Source organism: Mycoavidus sp. HKI (genome assembly GCF_020023735.2).
Classification (GTDB): Bacteria; Pseudomonadota; Gammaproteobacteria; order Burkholderiales; family Burkholderiaceae; genus Mycoavidus.
Genome location: NZ_CP076444.2, coordinates 1,238,525 through 1,263,044 on the forward strand (window position 1 = coordinate 1,238,525; position 24,520 = coordinate 1,263,044).

16 protein-coding genes, 1 other RNA gene and 1 pseudogene are annotated in these 24,520 nt (G+C 49.9%); 5 read left to right on the top strand and 13 right to left on the bottom strand.

The genetic code is table 11. The annotated features are described in order from the left end of the window. Nucleotides 1–282: 282 nt before the first annotated feature. Nucleotides 283–3,039 carry a DNA polymerase I gene (gene polA / locus KMZ15_RS04760; protein WP_223691132.1) on the bottom strand — a complete coding sequence of 919 codons (2,757 nt, stop codon included), beginning with the start codon at nt 3,037–3,039 and terminating at the stop codon, nt 283–285. Between the two features lie 9 nt (nt 3,040–3,048). Between polA and KMZ15_RS04765 the strand changes: the two are divergent. Beyond that, nucleotides 3,049–3,243, top strand: a pseudogene (locus tag KMZ15_RS04765) (TIGR00730 family Rossman fold protein); the annotation flags it as partial. 32 nt (nt 3,244–3,275) lie between these two features. Here the strand turns inward: KMZ15_RS04765 and KMZ15_RS04770 are convergent. The 4 genes from KMZ15_RS04770 to KMZ15_RS04785 form a co-directional block, all read right to left on the bottom strand. Then, nucleotides 3,276–4,046 (bottom strand): 4'-phosphopantetheinyl transferase superfamily protein, encoded by a 771-nt coding sequence (locus KMZ15_RS04770; protein WP_223691134.1) that lies wholly within the window; start codon nt 4,044–4,046, stop codon nt 3,276–3,278. Between the two features lie 47 nt (nt 4,047–4,093). Further along, nucleotides 4,094–4,855: a metallophosphoesterase gene (locus KMZ15_RS04775; protein ID WP_223691136.1), complete on the bottom strand. Its 762-nt coding sequence runs from the start codon at nt 4,853–4,855 to the stop codon at nt 4,094–4,096. 50 nt (nt 4,856–4,905) lie between these two features. Further along, nucleotides 4,906–6,324, bottom strand: a complete 1,419-nt coding sequence (locus KMZ15_RS04780; RefSeq protein WP_223691138.1) for a PfaD family polyunsaturated fatty acid/polyketide biosynthesis protein — start codon at nt 6,322–6,324, stop codon at nt 4,906–4,908. Between the two features lie 326 nt (nt 6,325–6,650). Then, entirely contained in the window at nt 6,651–8,144 is a 1,494-nt protein-coding gene (locus KMZ15_RS04785; RefSeq protein WP_223691139.1) for an AMP nucleosidase, read from the bottom strand. A 240-nt stretch (nt 8,145–8,384) separates the two neighbouring features. On the opposite strand from KMZ15_RS04785, the gene KMZ15_RS04790 reads away from it, so the two are divergent. Continuing rightward, nucleotides 8,385–9,362, top strand: coding sequence for a homoserine kinase (locus tag KMZ15_RS04790; protein ID WP_223691140.1), 978 nt, complete (start codon nt 8,385–8,387; stop codon nt 9,360–9,362). A gap of 198 nt (nt 9,363–9,560) precedes the next feature. Further along, nucleotides 9,561–10,379: a BPSS1780 family membrane protein gene (locus KMZ15_RS04795; RefSeq protein WP_223691141.1), complete on the top strand. Its 819-nt coding sequence runs from the start codon at nt 9,561–9,563 to the stop codon at nt 10,377–10,379. Nucleotides 10,380–10,495: 116 nt separating this feature from the next. On the opposite strand, the gene KMZ15_RS04800 is transcribed toward KMZ15_RS04795, so the two are convergent. Both KMZ15_RS04800 and KMZ15_RS04805 read right to left on the bottom strand, forming a co-directional pair. Next, nucleotides 10,496–11,416 (bottom strand): Rpn family recombination-promoting nuclease/putative transposase, encoded by a 921-nt coding sequence (locus KMZ15_RS04800; RefSeq protein WP_223691142.1) that lies wholly within the window; start codon nt 11,414–11,416, stop codon nt 10,496–10,498. Nucleotides 11,417–11,645: 229 nt separating this feature from the next. Further along, the gene (locus KMZ15_RS04805; protein WP_223691143.1) at nt 11,646–13,967 is read right to left on the bottom strand and encodes a UvrD-helicase domain-containing protein; all 2,322 of its coding nucleotides are present in this window, start codon (nt 13,965–13,967) and stop codon (nt 11,646–11,648) included. Nucleotides 13,968–14,382: 415 nt separating this feature from the next. Between KMZ15_RS04805 and KMZ15_RS04810 the strand changes: the two genes are divergently transcribed. Beyond that, nucleotides 14,383–15,870 carry a DEAD/DEAH box helicase gene (locus KMZ15_RS04810; RefSeq protein WP_308710171.1) on the top strand — a complete coding sequence of 496 codons (1,488 nt, stop codon included), beginning with the start codon at nt 14,383–14,385 and terminating at the stop codon, nt 15,868–15,870. On the opposite strand, the gene KMZ15_RS04815 is transcribed toward KMZ15_RS04810, so the two are convergent. The 6 genes from KMZ15_RS04815 to ffs form a co-directional block, all read right to left on the bottom strand. Then, entirely contained in the window at nt 15,861–16,295 is a 435-nt protein-coding gene (locus tag KMZ15_RS04815; RefSeq protein WP_223691144.1) for a universal stress protein, read from the bottom strand. The two genes, KMZ15_RS04810 and KMZ15_RS04815, sit on opposite strands and share 10 nt — an antisense overlap. 102 nt (nt 16,296–16,397) lie before the next feature. Continuing rightward, nucleotides 16,398–16,595, bottom strand: a complete 198-nt coding sequence (gene iscX, locus KMZ15_RS04820; protein ID WP_223691146.1) for a Fe-S cluster assembly protein IscX — start codon at nt 16,593–16,595, stop codon at nt 16,398–16,400. Nucleotides 16,596–16,681: 86 nt separating this feature from the next. After that, on the bottom strand, nt 16,682–17,278 hold the full coding sequence (recR, locus tag KMZ15_RS04825; RefSeq protein WP_223691148.1) for a recombination mediator RecR: 597 nt from the start codon (nt 17,276–17,278) through the stop codon (nt 16,682–16,684). 32 nt (nt 17,279–17,310) lie between these two features. Then, nucleotides 17,311–17,637 carry a YbaB/EbfC family nucleoid-associated protein gene (locus tag KMZ15_RS04830; protein ID WP_223691150.1) on the bottom strand — a complete coding sequence of 109 codons (327 nt, stop codon included), beginning with the start codon at nt 17,635–17,637 and terminating at the stop codon, nt 17,311–17,313. A gap of 13 nt (nt 17,638–17,650) precedes the next feature. Continuing rightward, complete coding sequence (gene dnaX, locus KMZ15_RS04835; RefSeq protein ID WP_223691152.1) at nt 17,651–19,366, bottom strand: DNA polymerase III subunit gamma/tau; 1,716 nt, start codon at nt 19,364–19,366, stop codon at nt 17,651–17,653. A 19-nt stretch (nt 19,367–19,385) separates the two neighbouring features. Then, an RNA gene (ffs, locus tag KMZ15_RS04840) (signal recognition particle sRNA small type) lies at nt 19,386–19,484 on the bottom strand. A gap of 287 nt (nt 19,485–19,771) precedes the next feature. Between ffs and KMZ15_RS04845 the strand changes: the two genes are divergently transcribed. Next, entirely contained in the window at nt 19,772–24,337 is a 4,566-nt protein-coding gene (locus tag KMZ15_RS04845; RefSeq protein ID WP_223691154.1) for a HEAT repeat domain-containing protein, read from the top strand. The last annotated feature ends 183 nt before the right edge of the window (nt 24,338–24,520 follow it).

Genomic DNA, 24,520 nt, shown 5'->3' on the forward strand with positions numbered 1-24,520 from the left:
GTGAGATTCCTCTGCGCTACCCCGATGAATACTTCTACCAGCAGTTAGGACTCATTCGTCTGCCAAAACTTACACAGAACCTTCCGTGGGCGAAGGCATGATGTTCTGTCCGAAAGCCGGATGCGTTAGTAGCGCACGTCCGGCTCGATGAGCGGGATGTGAAAACGTAGTCACGGTTCGGCTAGTGAGGCACCGCCAAACGAAAGAGGCGGATACAAATACACAAAACCTAACGCCCACGCGCCACATCTCGACTCTACCCTTTTCATCAAATGCCCCCTATTAATGCGCCTCCTCCCAATTGTTGCCAACGCCCACGTCAACTACCAGTGGCACACGCAATTGCGCGACTTCACACATCAGCGCCGGCAAACACTCCCGCACTTCAGCCAATTCTGCATCCGGCACTTCAAGCACCAACTCATCATGTACTTGCATGATCAGCTTCGATTGCCGTGCCGTTGTCTCTAGCCACTGTTGCACAGCAACCATCGAGAGCTTGATTAAATCGGCTGCCGTGCCTTGCATTGGCGCATTAATTGCCGCCCGTTCAGCCGCCTGACGGCGCGGCCCGCTGCCGCCATTAATCTCAGGTAACCACAAGCGCCGGCCGAAGACAGTTTCAACATACCCTTGTTCTTTTGCACGAACCCGGGTTTCTTCCATATAGCGTGCCACGCCTGGGTAGCGATTGAAATAGCGGTCAATATAGACCTTGGCCGCATCACGCGACAGGCCCAAGTTTGACGCTAGCCCAAATACGCTCATGCCATAAATCAGGCCAAAATTAATCGTCTTGGCGACGCGCCGCTCGTCATCAGAGACCTGCTGCGGCGCAACGCCAAAAATCTCGCCGGCACTGGCGCGGTGAACGTCTTCGCCACGCGCAAAAGCACCGAGTAAATTCTCATCGCCTGAGATATGGGCCATAATCCGCAGTTCAATTTGCGAATAATCCGCCGACACAATGTGATGTCCAGGCGCGGCAATAAAGGCTGCACGAATGCGCCGCCCTTCGCTGGTGCGCACCGGAATGTTTTGTAAATTGGGTTCATTTGAAGCCAGCCGCCCGGTGACGGCGACGGCCTGGGCATAATTCGTATGCACCCGCCCCGTTTGGGGGTTGACCATTTTGGGCAGTTTATCGGTATAGGTTGATTTGAGTTTCGACAGCGTACGATGGTCAAGCAGCAGTTTAGGTAAGGGATAATCCGCGGCGAGCTTTTGCAGTACTTCTTCATCGGTTGAAGGTGCGCCGCCGGGGGTTTTTTTGATAATCGGCAACTGCAGGCGTTCAAAAAAAATCTCGCTGATTTGCTTGGGTGAACTTAAGTTAAATGGGCCACCGGCTAAGGTATGCGCTTCTTGTTCCAGTTGCATCAAACGTATGCCCAGCTCATGGCTTTGTTGAGCGAGTAACTGAGTATCGATTAAGACACCATTACGCTCCATCACTCGCAAGACGCGCGAAACAGGCATTTCGATCTCGCGATAGATATGCAGCAAGCCGGGCTCTTTCGACAGTTGCGGATAAAGCGCATGATGCAGGCGTAGCGTTACATCTGCATCTTCCGCTGCATAACGTATTGCTTGCTCAAGCGGCACTTGATCAAAGCCAATTTGGGCAGCGCCTTTGCCACAAACGTCTATATATTTAATCGTGTTGAGGCCAAGGTGGCGTAGCGCAAGGCTGTCCATATCATGGCTACGATGAGATTCGAGCACATAGGATTGAAGCAAGGTGTCATGCTCTATGCCAGCCAAGCCAATGCCATAATTAAATAGCACTTGCTCATCATATTTCATGTGCTGTCCAACTTTCTTTTTAGTTGGATTCTGTAGCCACTCTGTTAACCGCGCGAGGACCTCATCACGTGGCAATTGGGTGACATGAGCATCGATATCGGGTCCCCGATGGGCAAGCGGAAGATAAGCCGCATGACCCGCTTCGACTGAAAACGAAAGACCAACCAACTGCGCACGCAGTGGATCAAGTGACGTAGTTTCAGTATCAAAAGCTGTTAATTCGGCGGCATTGATTTTTTCTAACCAGGTATCAAATTGCGCCCAGTCGAGTATGCTCTCGTAATCAGGCGTTATTTCCAATGCTGGTGCGGCTAGACTGCTAGAGCTGCCGTTATCGGGTGCGGGGACTCCCGCGGTGGCTAATTCGTTTAACCAGCTTTTGAAACCGTAATGCGTGAATACATCCAGAAGTTCCGCTTGAGCTTCAGTGCGCGTTGCCAGCGAGGCTTCGATTGATTCAATGTGTGGCTCAAGCGAGCAATCCGTACATACGGTGATCAGTTTGCTTGCCAACGGTAAAAAATCGAGCGCGCGGCGCAAGTTTTCCCCTACGGCCCCGGTGATTTGGTCAGCATGTTCAACCACCCCCGCCAATGAGCCGTATTGCGTCAGCCATTTTAGCGCCGTTTTAGGGCCACATTTTTCAACCCCTGGCACATTGTCCGAGGTGTCGCCAATTAATGCCAAGTAATCGACAATTAATGCTGGCGGCACGCCAAATTTTTCAGCGACCCCGGCTTCATCCAGCAGTTCATTGCTCATGGTGTTGACCAGCGTAATTTGGCTTGTCACTAACTGCGCGAGATCTTTGTCGCCGGTCGAGATCACTACTTTCATGCCAGCCTGCTCGGCTTGCCGGGCCAAGGTACCAATTACATCGTCGGCCTCGACCCCATCCACCATCAGTAACGGCCAGCCTAAGGCACGCACGACGCGGTGAATAGGTTCAATCTGCCGTACCAAGTCTTCAGGCATCGAAGAGCGCTGGGCTTTGTATTCTGGATACCAGTCATCTCGAAAGGTTTTACCTTTAGCATCAAATACACACGCGCTATATTCTGCCGGGTTGTCTTTGCGTAAGCGCCGCAGCATATTGATCATGCCATATAGGGCACCAGTCGGCTCCGCGTTGGGGCTGCGCAAATTGGGCAAGGCATGATATGCACGATACAAATAACTTGAACCATCGACCAGTAATAGGGTCCGGCCTTTTAGATTGGATTGCACAGGCATATGAATACGATAGACAATAGAAAAATGATACCAAGCTTGCGCGCACTCGCAGATTAAGAGCGCGCCACGGCAAAAAAAGCGCGCGCATCCTGGCAAAGGTTTACGATTATGGCAGAGTTCACCGAAGCCGCCGAATATCTGTCGGAAATTCGGCCAGCCGTTTGTATTTATGGCTCGGCACGTTTAAAACCCGATACGCCCTACCGCGCTTCATTAAGCCGGTTCGAGCGTCTTTTTTAGCGTGCGTGACACAGCCCACCCTCCAGCAGTTCCTCTTTAACCAACGGCACACTATTTCTCATGATTAACGTCTGCTTTGCACTGCCAAAACGTTCAGCACAGACTGCCACCAGATAATCTGCAGCAGGCTTAAACTGCCAAAACTGCCAGCGGGACGGCTGATCATTTAAAGCAGGATGAATTGAAATTCCTATCTCGCGATCTGCTGCAAAATGAAAGCCAAATTGATCCAACGGAATCGATAATCCCATGCCGCGAGCTTTGATATAGGACTCTTTAAGTGTCCAATATTGAAAAAAACGCTGGTATTGTGTTTCTATAGGTAACTCACTCAATGCTCTCACTTCAGCCGGTGAAAAATAATGCTGAGCGATTTCAAGTGGAGCCTGACGCAGACGGACATTTTCCGTATCAACGCCCAATGCATTGCCACTCGTCACACCGAGCACGATCAGGCTTTGTGTGTGAGACAGATTGAATGAGATTTTTTGCGACAGATGAGCGTTAGCAATTTCCGGCCGGCCGTAGGCATTGGCTGCAAATAACCATTGCTCCGGTGCTATCGGTGCATAGCGTGATAAAACGGTACGCACCAATGCTCGTGTAATGAGATAGCGGCGTTGATCTTTAACAAAATAAAACCGTTTTTCTTGCTGCCGCTCGGCTTGCGTCAAGAGACGCCGGTACTGATTGAGTAGCGACTCATCCTGTATCGCGTCAAAGAAGACAAACCACAAATCGATTTTTTCAGGAGTCAGTTCTAACATGATTAAGACTGATGTATGGACGGTTGCTTAAGAGCAGTTTCGAGGTTTTAAGTTTCGTAGATACAGAGTAATTGTTTGGCTGCAATGTGGGTTTCCCGCGGATATCCGAAGGCATTATTAATATACGAAATACCTTCGATCTTGACGCTGCGATTAACATGGCTATGGCCATAGACATGGATGGTTGAAGCCAGCTGCCGAACCTGCTTTTCAAGGAGGTGGGTTCCCAAGATTGGATAAAGCGTTCTTTTCTCGAGCGGAATATAGGCTGGCATCAGATCAATCCGTGGCAAAAAATGGGAGAATGAAATCACCGTTTGATTAAGGTTGCTAAATAGCGGTTCATTCAATTGCACAAAATGTGCCGTAATATCGTGTGCGCTGAAATGCTCGGGCCAACGGCAAGCATGATAGTCCGCCCACGTGGCGAAAATTTCTGTGCTCGGCTGGCCAAACGAATAATCGTACCAACCCAAAAGAGGAATAATCGACAACGATCCGCGATGAAATGCTTGCATTGAAGCGCCGCAATTTTCAACTAAGGTACAAATCTGTTGAAATTTGTCTAGCGATTGACGATCAGGCCCATCCCGAATGACCCATAGGTCATGGTTTCCAGGCACATAGAGGACTTTTTTAAAGCGGCTCGCCAACGTTTTCAGACACCACTCAAGCAGTAGCAAAGAATCAGAAACATCGCCAGCCAGGATTAATACATCGTCACGATAGTCATCAGTAGACAGCTGCGCGATCCATTGCTTGTTAAGGTCGTAATCGATATGCAAATCCGACAGCGCAAAGACCCTCATGATTTAGTCATTTTTCGTATTAGCTTGAGAAAGAATGAAATGGGCAAGGGTCATGATACAAGTTCCTGTTGCTGGGTTAAGAATCGCTCGTAATGGGCGCGCATCTGCTGAGCTGTGGCATCCATCAACTTAATTCCGATCCCATCGACATGGCGCTGCTCCCAAGACTCCAAAGGCGTTCCTTTGACCCATTGATTAAACGCACCCAAAGCTGGCCCAGTATGCACTTGATAATTGACCAGGTCGTCCGGTGAGCCGCTAAATGCGAGCCGGGTGGAGTACGCGAAATACCATCGAAACACTAGCGCCATCCGGTATTTGGGATTGCTCTGCGCCTTCGCGAGATCCTGCGTCCGGCCGCGCGACTGCAAATGGCGTTCGGTCTCGGTCCAAACCTCGGCTAAACTGCGCTTGAAGTAACTTCGCTCGAGCTGGCCTTTGAGTGCAGCGGGAATGTCATCCAGGCTTTCGTAGTGACTATACAAGGCAAAAAGTTTATTGGCCCGCATCGGGAACAGTAAGCTTTTTTTAAGCACCTGAACGCGCGCCCCCATTTCGAACATATCCCCTGCCGGCGCATACGCCATGTCATGAATGCTAGCTTGCTGCAGCATTGCCTTAACTTCTTTGGTGGCGCCAGCCTCCACCGTACACTGGTTGATCGAGCCGGTTAAAATAAAATCCGCCCCCATCGCGAACGCAGCAGTGGCGGAAGCCGGTGTACCGATACCGCCGGCCAGTCCCACACACACCGGATCTTGATAACTGTATTGCGCCACTAAAGTCTGCCGCAGTTGTTGCATCGCCGGCAAGAGGATAGTTGGGATGCCGCCATCGGTATGTCCGCCAGAATCAGCTTCCACGCAAATATCGTGACTCATCGGAACGTATTGCGCTAATGCGGCCTGCTCGGCGGTGATGGCGCCTTCTTTTTGCAACGCATCCACCAGGTGAGCGGGCGCCGGGCTCATGAAGGCTTGCGCCACCTCCAGACGCGAGACCTTGCCCAGTACTCGGTGGGCGCACTGAATCATGCCGCTTGCATCGCGGCTCAGCCCTTTGACGCGGAACAAGACTAAGGCCGGCGTCATTTGCATAAAGGCTGCCGCTTCGATATGGCGCACCCCGTACTTCAAATACAAATCAATCGTAGCCCGTTCAAGATCTGGCTCAACGTAATCAGCCAGCAGGTTCAAACCATATGGCGCACCGTCGCTAAGTTCTGATTGAATGGTCTGAATCGCGGCTTCGATGGCCTTTAGGGTCAGGCCACCCGTCCCTAGGTAGCCGATCATGCCGGCTTGGCCCAGCCGCACTACCAGAGCAGTGGAAGTGGTGCCGCGGTACATTGCACCGGCCACATAGGCATACTTCAAGCCATAGCGCGCGCGAAAGGCTCGGCTGCCCAAGGACTGAGCCTCGGAGGTAGGTGCTGCGGGGGCAATATCTTCTGTTTTGTACATTTGCATGAGACACATCCATTTGTTGAGATGCTACAAATCAAGCTCCAAGATTAGCAGCATGAACGGGGACGAGCAGCACGCTGTCTCTAGCCACCACGGTTGCAGCTAACAGGCCAGCTGTTGGCGCCTCCCCCCGAAAACATAAACGCCCTGATTTCTCAAAATTATCTTCAATACGATGAATAGAATTTTTTGCTAAGCGCCGGTATTGTGCAAATTAACGTATTCCGCTCATTTGCGCAATATAGGCGCCGGCAGAGTGTCTGAGAATTGCCTAAAAATTTCACTAAAAATTCAAAGCTATTTTATTGAAACACCGCCTCGGCAATATTTTATTGAAATGCTACCTCAGCAAAACTGCGCAGTTTACGGCTATGCAATTTATCTAGGCCGTTTTCGCGCAGTAACTCCATCGCACGCACACCAATTTTTAAATGCTGGCTGATTTGCGTGCGATAAAATGTGTTTGCCATTCCAGGTAGTTTTAATTCGCCATGTAGCGGTTTGTCAGAAACGCATAAAAGCGTGCCATAAGGCACTCGGAAACGAAACCCATTGGCTGAGATCGTAGCGCTTTCCATATCAAGTGCAATCGCGCGGCTTTGCGATAGCCGGCGGATCGGCTCATGGTGGCTGCGTAACTCCCAATTACGATCATCCACGCTCGCTACCGTGCCAGTACGCATCACGCGCTTTAACGCTAAGCCTTCAAGCTGCGTGACATCGGCCACCGCCCGTTCCAGCGCCACCTGCACCTCAGCCAATGCCAGAATCGGTACCCAAAGTGGCAAATCCGCATCGAGTACATGGTCTTCGCGGACATAACCATGCGCCAACACATAATCGCCTAGCCGCTGCGAATTACGCAAGCCGGCGCAATGGCCCAGCATAATCCACGCGTACGGACGCAAAACAGCGATATGATCGGTGATTGTTTTAGCATTAGAAGGCCCCACGCCAATATTTACCATCGTGATACCAGAGCCATCTGCACGCTTTAGATGATAGGCAGGCATCTGCGGTAAGCGCGCGGGCGCGACCCCTTCAACGCTCCTCTGAACGCTATGCACCGCGAGATTGGCATTCTGCGTCACGACATCGCCGGGTTCGATAAAAGCCACATACTGGCTGCGATATGCGCTCTCAACCGGGTCGCTGGCAAGCGACATTAAAGTACGCCCGAGTTGCACAAATTCATCGATGTAAAATTGATAATTCGTATACAGCACATAGTTCTGAAAATGCGCCGGCGAAGTCGCCGTGTAATGCTTGAGCCGATGTAAAGAGAAATCAACCCGTGGCGCAGTAAAGAGCGCCAGTGGATAGGGCTCGCCAGGCGATGGCTGATAGGTACCGTTCACAATACAATCATCGAAAGCAGCTAAATCAGGCATATCAAAAATATCGCGCATTTGACTGAGCTGATCATAATCCAGCGCACCCTCTAGATGAATGCCCTCGGCAAACGCAAAATGGATTGGGATCGGTTGCCCCGATAAACCCACTTCAAGCTGCACTGAATGATTGCTGGCCAACAAGCTAAATTGCTGCCGATAGTAATAATCAAACAAATCTGGGCGCGTCAGGGTCGTATCAAACACCCCAGGACCTGACACAAAGCCATAAGCTAAGCGTGAATCAAGCCGAGTATTGTGCTTGATGCGCACCCTCACAAATGGGTAATACGCGCGCACCCGAGTTTTAAACTGTTCACCGCGCTGATAACGTGCAAAGGCATCCCGCAAGGTGGCCGTGCTCATCGCATAGAGTTCGGCGACGCGATCAACAGCTAACATTGGATCTGCAATTTGCTCAGTGGTTATCATGCTTAATAAACTCCTGAATAGATGGGCGCGCTCTTGACCACCCTCGCCCGCTTACCCTGCCTATGCTTTACTTTAGCCTTCGCAAGGCTAAAGGCAGAGTTTTCTACTGTAAGCTAAAAAGTGTAGCATTCTTGCAGTGCAAATACGTAGCCCGCCCAATTTTTGTTTTGCGGCAGGTATGCTAGGTAGGTTTGCTAAAATCCTCCTTTCTGTCAAATCAAGCTGGTACTTTAAATCCGCATGGCTGTTTTCACCCCTGTCACCGAACCGCAACTTGCGCATTGGCTGCAACACTATTCGCTTGGACCCGTCCTCAGCTTACGTGGCATTACTGCGGGCATTGAGAACAGCAATTTTTTTCTCACCACCGGCAGCGGTCATTATGTGTTGACGATTTTTGAAAAACTGACCGCTAGCGAGCTGCCGTTTTATCTTAAGCTTATGCAGCATTTGGCTGCGCATCAGGTGCCGGTGCCAGATCCAGTGGTGCGCAATGACGGTACGTTATTTGGCGAACTATGCGGCAAGCCGGCTACCATCGTGACCAAACTAGAGGGCGCGGCCCAGTTCGTACCCAGTGCACATCATTGTGCTCAAGTTGGGAAAATGCTGGCGCAGATGCACCTGGCTGGGCGCACTTTTTCATTAGCGCAATCCAATTTACGTGGCCTAAGGTGGCAGCAGCAGGCGGCAAGCGCGGTCGATGCTTTTTTGACCGCATCACAGCGCGAGCTCTTACAGACTGAACTTGCGTTCCAACAAAATTTACAGATAAGTGCTGACTATCTTGCGTTACCTGAGGGGCCGTGTCATTGCGATCTGTTTCGCGATAATGTACTTTTTGTACCGGCGCAGGCAACTCATCAAAATGAACGTCTAAGTGGTTTTTTTGATTTTTATTTTGCGGGCGTGGATAAATGGCTGTTTGATATCGCAGTGAGTGTGAATGATTGGTGTATTGAACCTTTAAGCGGTGAGTTCGATCCCGTGCGGATACAGGCATTTTTACTGAGCTATCAAGCAGTGCGCCCGTTTACTGCATGCGAAACATTATGCTGGCACGCACTGTTGCGCGCCGCTGCATTGCGCTTTTGGTTATCACGACTTTATGATATTTACTTGCCGCGTCAGGCCACAATGCTTGAACCTCATGACCCTGCGCATTTTGAGCGGATACTGCGCGCTCATATAACGGTAGCAGCTTTACCGTCAGTTTAATTTTTTAGCCACTCTGCAAGCTATATATGCATATCAAGACAGCCACCGCCCAGCTTGGATCTTTGTGGTTTAAGGTGTTCGCCCCTTAAGTCGCGATTATTTTGCATGGCTAGGCGGCTAGCATCAGTTAAAATTGACCTACTCGCACATCACGGCCACGGCGTTGTCATGGCTTTAACTTTGAGAATAACCAATACTATGCATTTTAATAAAGTTCCCGCCAAAGCTGGCTATCTATGGTTTGAACAGGGGCTCCAGCTCTTTTGGAAAAACTTAGCCATTTTTTTGATTGGCTCTTTATGCTATTCGCTTTTGATGATGCCGCTCTCGGCTATGCCGATGCTGCTGAGCCATATATTGCCGCAGCTTCTATTTCCGCTGATCTCAATCTGCTTTATGACAGTCTGCCGCAATACACTCAAGCAAGAGCCCACTGCACCTGCCGCGTTATTCAACAGCTTACGCCTCACCTTTAGCAAGGCGACGGTGTGGCGGCTGCTTTTACTCGGTTTGTACTATACATTAGCGCTATTGATCATGTTTGCCGCCTCAGCATTGGTAGATAGTGGTTTATTAGTGCGCCTGGCATTATCTCCCAGCAGTCTCAAGCCGGAGATGCTAGAAAGCGGTCGTTTGACACTGTCCATCTTGGTAATGGCAGCCATCTACATACCCGTTTCCATGATGTTTTGGTTTGCGCCAGCTCTCAGCGCGTGGCATCAAGTGCCTTTGCGTAAAACGCTTTTTTTTAGCATGGTCGTGTGTTGGCGTAACCTGAGCGCTTTTATGCTCAATGGCTTAGTCTTGGCGGGTTTTGGCGTCGCCTTATTTGGTGCATTGATCCTCTTATTTAAGCTAGGGGGTATTGAGCAAACGCCACAGATGTTAGCGTTTGTCGTCTCTATCATTGTGATGCCCATTTCCTTTTGCGCACATTATGCCAGCTATGTCGGCTGCTTCTCCAAAGAACCTAAGCATCCGCCATCAGTTAGCCATCAAGAAACAAATTTTAAGTAATTGATTATTAAATATTTTTAGACTCAACCTTGAAACATAGACACACGTTGCAAATGTTGAAATGTCAGTGTGCGATTTACAGACACAGTTTCAATTAAGTCTGTAAATCGCACATATTACATAAGCGCTAAAATTTTATCGTCAGAAAGCTTGGTCACTTGCTTGATAAAATCAAGCGCCGCCCCTCTCACCAACATATTTCTAGCTATTTCAAGCGTTGCTTCTTGCAAACCTTTTTGCTGCCCTTCTTGCAAGCCTTTTTGATGTCCTTTCTCAATACCTTCCTCAATCCAAGATTGTGCAATCGACATAATGTCCTCCTGATAATGTGGTGCATGGTTAATCACAAATTGAACAAACTCCTGTTTATCCATTCCTCGACCTTCTTTTACCAGATAATATAGCACCCCTCTTATTTTTTCAAGCGCTAATGGATAGCGCTCAAAGAGTTCAAATACCTTAGGCACGAGTTGCTGCAAATCCCAGTTGTAGATATATTTTTGCGCTAATTCCATTACCGCACAACGCTTATGCGTCATTAATACATCATCCGGTATTGCTGATAGCGCAATCAGTTGGATGGATTTTGTCAGCGCAAATATTTCTTGTGCTATTGCTTTGTGCCTGAAGCATTCCAAAAGGCTAAGCGGGCCTCTATAAGGAGCTGTCCCTCGATAAAAAATCAGCGGCAGGACCACGGGTAGCAAGGTATCACCTTGATTAAGGTGCTGCTTCATAATGGCGCTTTGATAGCGCCATAACTTAAAAGGGGTCAGCTTGCCTACAGCACTCTCGTGTTCGAGCAAAATATACGCCGAGCCTTGGTCTTTCGCCACGCGAATTGAATAGACGAGATCGCAGTAATGTTGGCTTAAATTGTCCTCAACGAAGGCGCCCGGAGCAAGCGCCAACGTATTAAAATCAAACTGTTCTTGTAAAGAGGACGGCAAATGTGTTTGCAGAAATTCTTTGGCAATCTCCACATCCATCAAAAACAGCTTGCATAATGCATCATGCGGCATCGGTAAGTAGCTCATTTAGCAATCGCCTAATCGTTGGTTAGTCACGTGCCACACATTCTGTCACGGCGTCCAAACGATGAGTACTAGACCAAATGGCTAATTCGTTAGCCCTGAAAGGGGCCACCTCAGACAGCTACCGGCGGAGCCGGAGGCGCTCCGCACGCACGGCTCTTGGAGGAGAACGAGGCAGCAATGCCTCGTTTTTACTCAACGTTAGATAATTGGACTGCGCTAGTGGCACTATTCACTCATCAATGGGCTGCAATTTTGCCACCGCTAGCGCCAGCCACTTCACCCCGTGTCGATTAAAGGTGACCTGCGCCCGCGCATCGTCGCCACTGCCCTCGAGGGCCGCCACCTTGCCTTCGCCGAACTTCGTATGAAAAACCGCCTGTCCCACCCAAAAACCGGTGGCGGCCGTACGCTGACGCGCTTCAAAAGCTGTCGTCGCAACACGCTCCTCCGGCGCCGATTTTTTGCCAAACCAATTGCGTCCCCAACCGCTTTCACCACGGTTACCCGTGAGACTATTTTGCGCGAATGAATCGCGCTTAGGCGTCAACCACTTCAGCACCTCGTCAGGCAATTCGTCGATAAACCGAGAACACACGTTATAACGCGTTTGCCCATGCAACATACGGCTTTGCGCAAAGGATAGATATAACCGCACTTTCGCACGCGTAATCGCGACATACAGTAAACGCCGCTCTTCTTCTAAGCTACTCGTATCCGCTGTACTATTTTGATGAGGAAACAGCCCCTCTTCAAGACCGGTGATAAAAACCGCATTAAATTCGAGCCCTTTGGCCGCATGCACGGTCATCAGCTGAACAGCGTTCTGCCCCGCTTGCGCTTGGTTATCGCCCGCCTCCAGCGAGGCATGAGACAAGAAGGCGGCCAGCGGCGTCATCATATCCGTGACTTCCGCCGTCAATATCAGTTGGGCGGACTCGTCTGCCAGCAATTGAGCAGCCGGTGTAGCACCCGGCGCTAAGGGAATTGAACGCGCTGGCGTAGCAAGCTCATAACCGCCCTCGGCCATAAAAGCCACCGCGGCATTCACCAATTCACGCAAGTTCTCAATCCGGTCTTGCCCTTCACGCTCAGTTTCATAATGGTTAAGCAAACCACTTGTCTGCGTAATATATTCAACTGTTTCAGGTAAGCCCATGGCCTGCGTAGCAATGCGCATGTGCTCAATAAGCTGGGTAAATGCGGTTAGATTTGCGCCTGATTTACCGGCAACATACGGTACCGCAGCCGCCAGCGAGCATTGGTGCTGCCGCGCCATATCACTTAATTGCTCAAGCGCACGCGCACCGATCCCACGCGTTGGAAAATTAACCACGCGCACAAATGAAGTGTCGTCATCCAGATTATCGAGCAAGCGCAAATAAGCCAGCGCATGTTTAGTTTCCTGCCGCTCGAAAAAGCGTAATCCGCCGTATACGCGGTACGGAATCCCTTGGCTAACTAACATATGCTCGAACACTCGAGACTGCGCATTGCTCCGGTAGAGCAAAGCGATTTCATCCAGCGCAGACCCCTGGTCAATCAGAGCGCGGACTTCTTCGGCCAACCAAGCGGCCTCACGCGTGTCAGTCTCAGCTCTATAGACTCTTACCGGCTCGCCAGCCCCCGCTTCAGTAAAAAGATTTTTACCCAGGCGCTGCGCGTTATTTGCAATCAGACTATTCGCGGCATCTAAGATATGGCCATGAGAGCGATAATTCTGCTCAAGCTTAATCAGATTACGTACTTCAAATTCACGCTGAAAGTCCACCATATTGCCAACATTAGCGCCCCGAAACCCGTAAATACTTTGGTCATCGTCACCAACCGCAAAGACCGCTCCTTTGGGACCGGCTAACAGCTTTAACCACTGATATTGCAACCTATTGGTATCTTGAAACTCGTCCACCAAAATATGTTGAAAACGCGCTTGATAATGCGCCCGTAGCGAGGTCTCACGGGCCAGTAGCTCATAACTGCGTAAGAGCAATTCGGCAAAATCAACCGTGCCTTCGCGTTGGCATTGGACTTCATAGGCTTCGTACAGCTCGACAAATTGACGATTAAAGTGATCGCGCACGTCGACTTTAGCGGGCCGCAAGCCTTCTTCTTTGGCGTGATTAATAAAGTTCTGTAAATGCTTTGGAGGGTATTTTTCATCATCGATATTCAGTCCTTTCAGCAACCGCTTAAGCGCAGACAGCTGATCAGCTATATCGAGAATTTGGAAGGTCGCAGGCAAGCCAGCCTCGCGGCAATGAACCCGTAGCAAGCGGTTGCAGAGGCCATGGAAGGTGCCAATCCACATGCCACGCGGATTGATCGGTAACAGCGCCGTCAGGCGCGTAATCATTTCGCGCGCCGCCTTATTGGTAAAGGTAACGGCAAGCACTTCTGCCGGACTAAAACGGCCAGCTTGAATCAACCAAGCAATACGAGTGGTCAGCACCCGTGTTTTACCGCTGCCGGCACCGGCCAGAATTAACGCCGGCTCATCCGGTAAAGTCACTGCAGCGCGCTGCTCGGGATTTAAATGGGTCAGTAAGTCGGGCATGGGGACACTTTAAAGTAGAGCCCTAATTATACGACGCGTTTAAGAGACCAGCGCAAAGTTACAGTCTGAGATAGAGGTCATGTTATTGCAAACAAAGAAAAAGCCCGCTTTTATAAAACCAGATACACCCACTAGCCCTATTTCTCTAAATTATGTATAATGCTCGTTGCTTGCCGATTATAAATTGGTCAGCATCTCCGCGTTTTGTTTCTACCCAGCCTGGAAACTGTTCCTCCGTCTAGGCCGTGCTTTGCACGGATTCCCCATTCAGAGGCTGTTGCTTCTTTAATACAGCTTCCAAAACAATGCTCGCTCGCATAAACCTATGTTTTTAGCGTGTATCGCGCATTTCGGCATGGTATGACTTTAGCTTATAAACAGCCGGCGCATTGTTTATTTTTTAGGGATCCGTTCAATGAATTCTGATTATTCCACTAGCACACCTACACCAACAACTAGCACACCAGCACCTACGGCCGCCGATAGCGCAAAAAGCAACGCAGCTTTCGCAGCCCTTGGCCTATGCCCTGAAATTTTGTCAAGCCTCAGCACAGCAGGCTATACAGAACCCACTCCGGTACAGCAAAAAGCCATTCCCGCCGCACTGGCCGGCCGTGATTTGCTTGTATCAAGCCCAACCGGCTCGGGCAAAACAGCCGCCTTTATGTTGCCAGCGATTCAACGCTTTGCACAATTGCAAAAAGAAGACGCTCCAACTGCTGCTACCGCAGCAGCAGCCCCCACAGAACGCTCTCGCGAGCGCCGTGGTGGCGCTGGCCGTAATAGCCGCCAGCAGCCAACGGCTTACCCCGCGCTGCTGGTCCTAACGCCTACCCGCGAACTCGCCACACAAGTTACAACGGCGGCAACAACCTATGGCAAACATTTAAAGAATTTGCGCACAGTCAGTATTTTAGGTGGTGTGCCTTATCCTCAACAGCTTGCATTGCTCGCTAAGCAGCCAGAGATCATCGTCGCAACACCTGGTCGTTTGCTCGACCACCTTGAGCGCGGCCGCATCAATTTGTCCAAATTGACCATGCTGGTGCTTGATGAAGCTGACCGGATGTTGGACATGGGCTTTATCGACGATATTGAAACCATCGTTGCCGCTACGCCAGCAAGCCGGCAAACATTGCTTTTCTCGGCGACTATCGATAATCGGATTAGCCATCTAACCAAGAGCTTATTGAAAACGCCTGAGCGGATTGAGATCATGCACCGCCCTGAGCAACGTGCAAATATTACTCAATCAGTTCATTGGGTCGATGATCGCGCCCATAAAGATCGCCTGCTAACGCATTTATTGGCTGATCAAACCCTGGATCAAGCGGTTGTGTTCACGGCGACTAAAAGTGGCGCGGACGAACTGTCCGACCTGCTCAGCGATGCGGGCTTTTCGTCAGCGGCACTCCATGGCGACTTGCCACAAAATGCGCGGAATCGCACCATCCGCTCTTTGCGCGAGCGGCGTGTACGGGTACTCGTAGCAACCGATGTGGCTGCGCGCGGTATCGACATTCCCGGCATTACGCATGTATTTAACTACGATTTGCCGAAATTTGCCGAAGACTACGTGCACCGCATCGGCCGCACTGGCCGTGCGGGTCGCAGCGGGACTGCCGTCAGCTTGGCGCATCATAATGAAATGCAGGTGGTACGGCGGATCGAACGTTTTACCAAGCAGACACTGCCAGTCAATGTGATCGCCGGTTTTGAACCCCGCCGCACGCCATCAGCGGCGCCACGTCCAAGTAAAGGACGTACTACTGCTGCTCCACGCGGTGCAAAACCAAGCAGCTACGGCCGCCCTTCTAATGCAGGACAAGGCTACCGCGGTAACAGCAACACCACCACCGCACGCCGCAGTTCCGCTGCGCGCCCTGGAGCACGTCAGCGATAAACAATCACCGGAACCTTGGTGTGCGTCAATACTCGCTGCGTTTCACTGCCAATCAGCAGAGTACTGAGCCCACTGCGGCCATGGGAAGCCATTAAAATCACATCGCAGCCGCACACTTGTGCGGCTTCGATAATCCCTAAATAAGGTGATGAATGCGCGCTGATATGGCTTGTGCATGCCACTTGCTCATTCCTCGCCGCCTCCTTAACCTGTCGCAGATGCTCATGCGCCTCGCTTTCTTGGCGCTGGCGGAATTCAACCGGCGCCTCAATCGTTGCCTCAGCAAATAGCGGATAAGGATATTGCGGCAAACAGGCATACGCAGTGATATGAGCGCCTAACGCTTTAGCGAGCTCAATGCCACCGCGCATGGCCTTTTTCGATAGCTCAGATCCGTCAGTTGGAATCAGAATATGCTTAAACATAGCCTCTCCTTCTATGGGCGCCTTTCTGCGCTGATGCCTAGTAGCACAGCTACACTTTCACCACCCAATTAAAGCATAGACTATATTAATCGTTCCTGCCTTTTAATAATCAGAGTCTTCAATCCAGGCGGTTTGGATTGCTTCAAGTATTTTCTCACTCGAACGCTGAGGATCATCCTCAAAGCCAGCAAGCTCTGTGACCCAACGGTGCAGATCTGTGAAACGCACATATTGCGGATCAATATCCGAGTGCTTATCCGTTAGCGCCATTGCGATTTCTTGGATATCAGTCCACTTCATCTCTTGTCTCCGGGTTTTATCCCTATTGAATAATGATACAAAAAGGTTCTGCTGCTAGCCGAACTCCGCCGACTCCGATTTTTTCTTTAAAGCGGGCGTCGATCAAGCACCGCGCGCGCAATTGTCCCGGCATCCGTATATTCAAGCTCGGCCCCTACCGGCACACCGCGGGCGAGCCTGGTTGTCATCAAGCCTCGCCCTTTCAGCATCTGGCTCAGGTAATGGGCGGTTGCTTCCCCCTCATTATTAAAATTCGTCGCTAAAATCACTTCTTGTACTCGACCATCGGTGGCGCGCTGAATCAGACGCTCAAAATTAATTTCGCGTGGGCCGACCCCATCCAATGGGCTTAAACGCCCCATCAAGACAAAATATAAACCGCGGTAGGTCAAAGTCTGCTCGAGCATCAACTGGTCTGCTGGGGTCTCAACGACACACAGCAGCGTCGGATCCCGCTCAGGGTCTGCGCACGTCTCACAGGTTTGCGCCTCGGTCAAATTATTGCAGCACACGCAATGACGCAAATTCTTCAGCGCTTGCGATAATGCCTCCCCCAAGCGGGCAGCGCCATGGCGGTTGTGCTGCATCAGATAATAAGCAATACGCTGCGCGGATTTGGGGCCAACCCCGGGCAACACGCGCAAGGCATCGATTAACGCGCCCAGACTCGAAGGGGATGTCATGCCAAACTATTCATCAAGCGTCAGATTGCAACTTAGAATGGCAGCTTGAAACCTGCTGGCAAAGGTAGGTCGCTGGTCACACTCCCCATTTTCTCTTGCGTTGCTTCGCTGACCTTATGCACCGCATCGTTAAACGCCGCGGCGATTAGATCTTCAAGCATATCCTTATCATCGTCAAAAAGACTTGGATCGATCACTACACGACGTACTTCGTGCTTACATGTCATGGTTATTTTGACCAGGCCGGCACCCGATTGACCTTCAACTTTGATCAAAGCAAGTTCTTCTTGCACTTTACTCATGTTTTCTTGCATTTGCTGAGCTTGCTTCATAAGCCCGGCGAGTTGGTTTTTCAACATTAATAGCTCCTCTTTAAATATTGGAAATGTTTGTGGGTTGCACCGGCTTAATCGAGCCTGGTACGACAGTTGCATCAAAATCGCGAATCAGCGCTTGGGCAAATGGGTCTTGCGCCAGCGCCTGCTCCGCAGCTTGCTGGCGCTGAACATTTTGAGCGGCATCTAGCGCCGCCGCAGTTTGCATTACCGGGCCAATCTCGGTAACCAGCTTGAGTGGCTTGCCCAAATATTCAGTGAGCGCTGTGCGCAACTTATCGACTTGCAAACGCTCAGCAAGTTGCGCTACCGATACTTTTAATGTCAGCGTTGCCCCCTCAATACGCACAAGCTCACTACGATATGCCAGCTCTTTCACCAGGCCACGCAATGGCAAACGTGCCACCAGCGACGGCCAATCATGCTCCACAAACCCCAACGCCACGAGTGAATCTGTTGGCGTAGAGACGTCCGCATGATTAGGCATAGCGGCCTGCGCCAATTCGGGCACAGACTCCACTGGGCGGCTTGCTTGGCTTGCTTGGCTTGCTTGGCTTGCTTGGCTTGCTTGGCTTGCTTGGCTTGCTTGGCTTGCTTGGCTTGCTTGGCTTGCTTGGCTTGCTTGGCTTGCTTGGCTTGCAGCAATTGTAGGTCTGGCACCCCCTGTATTTGCTGGATAAAATGCCAGCATTCTTAACAGCGTCATCGTAAACCCGGCATATTCGTCCGGCGCAAGTCCAAGCTCAGAACGGCCAATAGTTGCAATCTGATAATACAATTGCACCTGCTCTGGCGAGAATAGGCTAGCAAAACGCCGGATATCTTCTGCTTCAGGCAACTCGTCAAGGACCGATTGGGGAGCCACTTGAGCCCATGCAATCTGATGCAACATCGTAGATAAATCTTGCAACGCCAGCAAAAACGATAAGCTGCGGGCGGCAAGCTCATCAGCAATCGCCAACACCTCAGCGCCATCGGACGCTGCAATGGCATCCAGGAGCCGAGTCAAATAATGCTGGTCAAGCGCCCCCAACATGCCCCGCACCGCCTCTTCACTAATTTGGCCTGCGGCATAAGCAATCGCCTGATCTGTGAGCGACAGTGCATCGCGCATACTGCCATCTGCCGCGCGTGCTAGTAAGCGTAACGCTTGCAGTTCAAAACCCAGCTTCTCCTCCGTGAGGACTTTCTGCAAGTGCGTAACAATATGCACCGCAGGCATCTGCTTAAGATTAAACTGCAAGCAACGTGATAGCACGGTTACCGGGATTTTCTGGGGATCAGTAGTAGCCAGAATAAATTTGACATGGGACGGCGGCTCTTCAAGCGTTTTTAACATTGCATTGAAGGCGTGATTGGTCAGCATATGCACTTCATCGATCATATAGACCTTGAAGCGCGCATTGACTGGCGCATAGACCGCGCGCTCAAGCAAACTAGCCATTTCATCAACGCCGCGATTGGACGCTGCATCCATTTCTACATAATCGACAAAGCGCGCTTCATCAATTGCACAACACGCTTGGCATTGGCCACAAGGCGTTGCTGTAATACCCATCTCACAATTAAGTGCTTTGGCGAAAATACGTGACAACGTGGTTTTACCAACACCACGCGTTCCGGTAAATAGATAGGCATGATGTAGCCGCTGCTGTTCAAGCGCGTGAGTAAGCGCTCTCACTACATGCTCTTGTCCAACTAGCGACGCAAAATCCTTGGGCCGCCATTTGCGCGCGAGAACTTGATAGGTCATCGAAAAATTTTAAATTAGGGGTGACGAGCCCAAACCCCGGCACTAGCGGGAAACGGTTGTGGCTGCTTCGTTCCCGATCTGACCAGATTGGCCGCACCACTATGCGAGGAGGCCCGTCACCCTGAATTCTACCATCGTAAGAGGATTCGTTATACATCCGTCAGTGATGGATCGCTTAAATGATTGGAATTTAGATCGTCTTTTGGAGTTCAGCGTAACTTTTAGGCCTCAAGGTTATTTCGCGCTTCATTTAAATTTGACTCAAGCCAAGACAAATAAGAATCTTCCAAAAACGCTTCGAGACAATATCCTATACAATGAAAGCTCAGTACCGATATGAGTAAAAGCCTTTTCAGCTTCTTCTTACGGGTAGCAAAGTTATATAAGAGAGTTAAGTAAAAAGTAATGAATAAAGTAGGCAGCCTGTTAAAAACCATCAAATTCACCTTACTGCCGCGTCACTGCGACGCCCGAGTACAAACAGATCCAATCCCTGAAAAAACCACTCAATCCGCACGACAAGCCCATTTTCGTAAAGATTCAGGTATTGAACTACCGCCTTCCCCGGCTGCTACCTTTCCCCCTGCTACCCAAGAAACGTATCAGCTAGCTTATGCTATCTCGCAAGATAGTGAGGCTATACCGCACGATAGTGAGCCGACTAAAAAGAAACACAGTTGGATCAACCATGCGAAGCAAGTGGCCAAACAGTTTCAGCAAACCAAACTTAAAAAATGGGCGCCCACTCAACAGGCGATGAGCCAAAGTCTAGATGGTTTAAAGCAGATATGGCTGGCTCCCCGTACGAATACAAAGCAAAGCGTCTCGATGCCGCTTGCTTGGCCTACACTTTGGACAACGCCTCCAAGCGACCCGTTAGGCAACTCTAGCCAGAGCAAAACACAACGTCGCGCCAAGCAAGCAGCGGCGCTCTATCAATTGACCCCACGCAACGAGCAGATGACGACACGAGCGCTCTCTCTAACCGCTTTGCGCCGCGCCCTTTACCAGCAGTATGAATGCTCTGGCCTCTCGATTCAGCGGCTATCAGGTCAAAAAGTGCAGCTTGATACCTGCCATACCCATCTCACTCTGGTTGAGCGTCACCTGCAACCGCAACCCAATCAAACTGAGCAGAAGCCACTGGCGGCTCTCGAATGCCTAGCTAACGATGAGTCGCGTGCTACATCCCATGACAATAGGCCGATTTCGCTCGCTACTCTGTTTGAACAACAAACGTTACGTAATGGCTCGATCGGTCTGCCTAAACGGGTTTTGATTCATGGGCAAGCTGGGATTGGCAAGACAACTTTATGCAAAAAACTGGTCTATGACTATCAGCACAACGCGCTGTGGCAAGATCGTTTTGATTGCGTGTTGTGGCTACCATTAGCACAGTTCAAGACCGATCAGACCATCAAGTTTGAAGAGTTACTGGGCGAGCACTTTTTTGCGAACCAAGAAAGCCTCCAAACGCAAGCGTTAACGCAGACTTTTGAGCGACATCGAGACAAAACACTGTTCATCTTAGACGGCTTAGATGAAGTTATTGGCGAGTTGGATGAAGGCCGCCCTTTAAATAAACTTTTACAAAAACTACTCGATCAGACTCACGTTTTAATCACCTCCCGCTCGGTTGGGGTGAACCCCCAGATATTAAGTCAATTTGATTTGCAGCTAGAAGCCACTGGCTTAAATCTGGATGATGTACAAACCTACGTGCAGAAATTTGTACCTGCAGCGAGCCAAGCCGCGATCCAGCAATTGATCCAAAGCACTCCACTGACTCAGGGACTGCTCAAGCTGCCAATTCTGCTTGATGCACTGTGTGCTAGTCGAGAAAATTCTCGCCCAGATCAAACCATAACGATGGTCACGTTATATGAGGCCATCGTCGATCAACTCTGGCGTAAAGATTGCGCTCGCTTAAAGAAAAGAGACCAGAGTGAACGCTTACAACCCTCCGTGATCCAAACTTTGCCCAAAGCTAAATTAGAAGAGCTTATGGCGACAGAACTCTATGCTTTGGGCTATTTAGCATTTACAGGATTAGAAGCCGGCAAAACTGAATTGAATCTGAATCAGCTGACTCACAATAAAACGCTACTAGGAATAAAATCTCCTTCCAGACTCGTCACTGATTTAAAACAGACTTCTTTTTTACATACAGTTGATATTGAGCCTCCTGAATTCGAGCGTGATTACCATTTCTTGCACCTGTCCTTGCAGGAATTCTTTGCAGCTAAGTTCCTAGCGCAACATCTGCAAGTAGATGCCAAAACCAATCCAGCACCCACCTTTACAAACAGCGCGCCCATCCATTCAAATTTAATCCTCAGCCAAGCGCAATTGCGCACTTTTATTGCTGAACATAAATACGACCCTCGTTATGAAGTCGTATGGCAAATGCTGGCCGGGTTGCTTAAGGGCGCTGCCTTAGAACGCTTCTTTACGCTCTTAGAAGAGGAACCACGTGACGTGCTTGGCATACGTCATCAACACGTGATCATAGGGTGTCTGCATGAAGCACGCGCCCACTTGAAAGAAACCACGGTCGATAGACTAGAAATGGAGTTAATGCAGTGGCTACGCTTTGAGCTGAGCCTGAGCACAGAGAGCGTGAGCGAATTAGGTTGCCATAGAGGATTTTCGGAACATCTACTGCTCACTTATCTGAATCAGCCTGACAGCAAGAAAGCCAGCCTTATTCGCACCCTAAATGCACGCTCAGCTTTATCTAACAACGCGACCCAGGCGATTCTTTCAGTGCTGCTCAAGCATAATGAAAACAAAGAGGCGAAAGTGGCGGCTGCCGAGGTCTTAGGTCAACAGCACACCTTGTCTAGTGCCGTCGTTCAGGCCTTAAGCACGGCGCTACAAAATAAGGATGAAGATGAGGATGTCAGAATTGCTGCGATTAGAGCCTGCGGCCGGCAGGAAACATTAACTGAAGCGGTCATTCTGGCCTTAATTGTGGCGTTACTGGATGAGACATGGGATATCAGATATGCCGCTGGCAAAATATTGAGCCGACAGAAAACCCTGCCTGACACAGCTATTCAACTCTTAATAACCGCCTTACAGAATAAAGAAAAGCATATCAGGTCTACGGCTGCTGAGGCCTTAGGCCAACAACAGCCACTCTCTGAAACCATCACTCAAGCTTTGATCGCCGTGTTACAAAATACAGGTGAAGACAAGGAGGTCAGAGCGATGGCTGCAAGCGCATTCGGCCAGCAACAAACTCTGCCTGAAGCGGCCATGCACGCCTTGCTCATGGTATTGCACAATAAAAATGAAAACGAAGATTTAAGGGCTTCGGCGGCCGAGGTCTTCAGTTGGCGAGAACCGCTTGAGCCGAGCATCAGTCAAATCTTGATCTCACGGCTACTGGATACAGATGAAAAAGAATATATCAGGTCTACCGCAGCGCAAGTATTAAATCGACGACAAATAATCCCTGAAACGGCCATTCAGGCCTTATCCGCCGTATTACAAGATAAGAGTGAGAAAGAAAACATTAGAATTTCGGTTGCCAAAGCGCTAAACAATCAAGACACGCTACCGCCTCGCCTCATTCAAGCCTTACTCTCTATGTTAAAAGGCGAGATTGAAAACGAGAGTTGGAGGATCAGAATGACTGCTGCCGATATCTTAGGCCAAGAAGCGCTACTTTCTGCAGAGATCATTCAAGATTTAACCGAGATATTACAGAATCAGGATCAAGAATGGCGGCTCCGGTGGGCGGCCACCCAAGCCTTGCATCGACAGCCAAGATTGCCTGCCGACACCTGCCAGGCCTTGATCATAGCGCTCGCAGATGAGAATAAAAAGATCAGGTCTGCGGCGGCCATGGTATTAAGCCGACAAGAAATTCTATCGAACGAAGTTCTGCAAGCCTGGATCAAAACGCTATCGAGTACAGATCAAGATATACAGTCTAAGGCCGCTAAGACGTTAGGCCAAAACCAAACTCTGCCTGATCACGCCAAATTAGCCCTAACCGAAGCCTTACTGGATCAAGAGAGCACGGTCAGAATTGAGGCTATAAAAGCCTTAAGCACGCAGAAAGAACTACCTGAAGCCGTGATTCAGGCTTGGGATTCGATCCTCAAAAATAAGACGGAGGACGCATCCATCAGGTCCACCGTTGCCCAAGCGCTAGGACAACAAGAGACACTACCAAACACCGTGATGCAAACTTTGGTGACGGTATTAGAAGATCAGGATGAAGAAGAATCTGTCATCTCCGCAGCGGCTAAAGCATTAAACCAACATAAAGCACTGTCTGACACCGTGATGCAGGCTTGGGACTCGATGCTCAAAAATAAGGAAAAGAAAAAATCCTTCAGGATGACAGCAGCGGAAGCACTAGGACAACAAGAGGCGCTGCCAGCAACCGTTCTTCAAACCTTAGTGGCGGTGTTAAAAGACCAGGATGAGGACAAATATCTCATCTATGCAGTGGCTAAGGCATTAAATCAACAAAAAATACTGCCTGATACCATGCTTCGAGCGTTGGTCACGATGCTACAGAATAAGAACAACCATCAGTCTGTTCTGACCAAAATCTTGAATTTACATATTGATCAGCTTTACACTTTGCTGCCAAGTCTAGCGCCTGAGCAGATACAAGCGCTCTATACTAAAGTTTTGTTTCCATGGAGCAGCACACACCTGGCACCGCTTTATATTCACAATAATAGACTTTACTTCTACACGACGACTGGGCTCAAGAACTCTGTTTCTCTAACCGCTAAACAAACTGCTGTTTTTATGAATGCTGTGTCGGAGAACAACGTACCATTGCGTCGCCGTCCCCGCCTAAATATACAGACAAATCTCTCCACCTATCGCTCGGACCCTACAGAGCCCTCACTTTTGAGAAAGCTAGCCTCCCCTCCTGCCATCCAAAATAGCGAGCTTGCTCACTTATGTACAGACATTCAAGGGCAGGCACATTTAGTCTAAGCCTCTGAGTAATGTCCTAGCCAAGGCTTGATCTGGCAGCTACTCGGTTTGGCGAGAGCAGTTGTCAGGTCAAATCGGCACTCATACAAATTAAGCACTGGTGCTAAAATCTAGTCAACCTAAAGAATGGCCTTATCCCGCCTGCCTTTGAGAAAGATATGAGATACTTTTCAACGTAGTTAT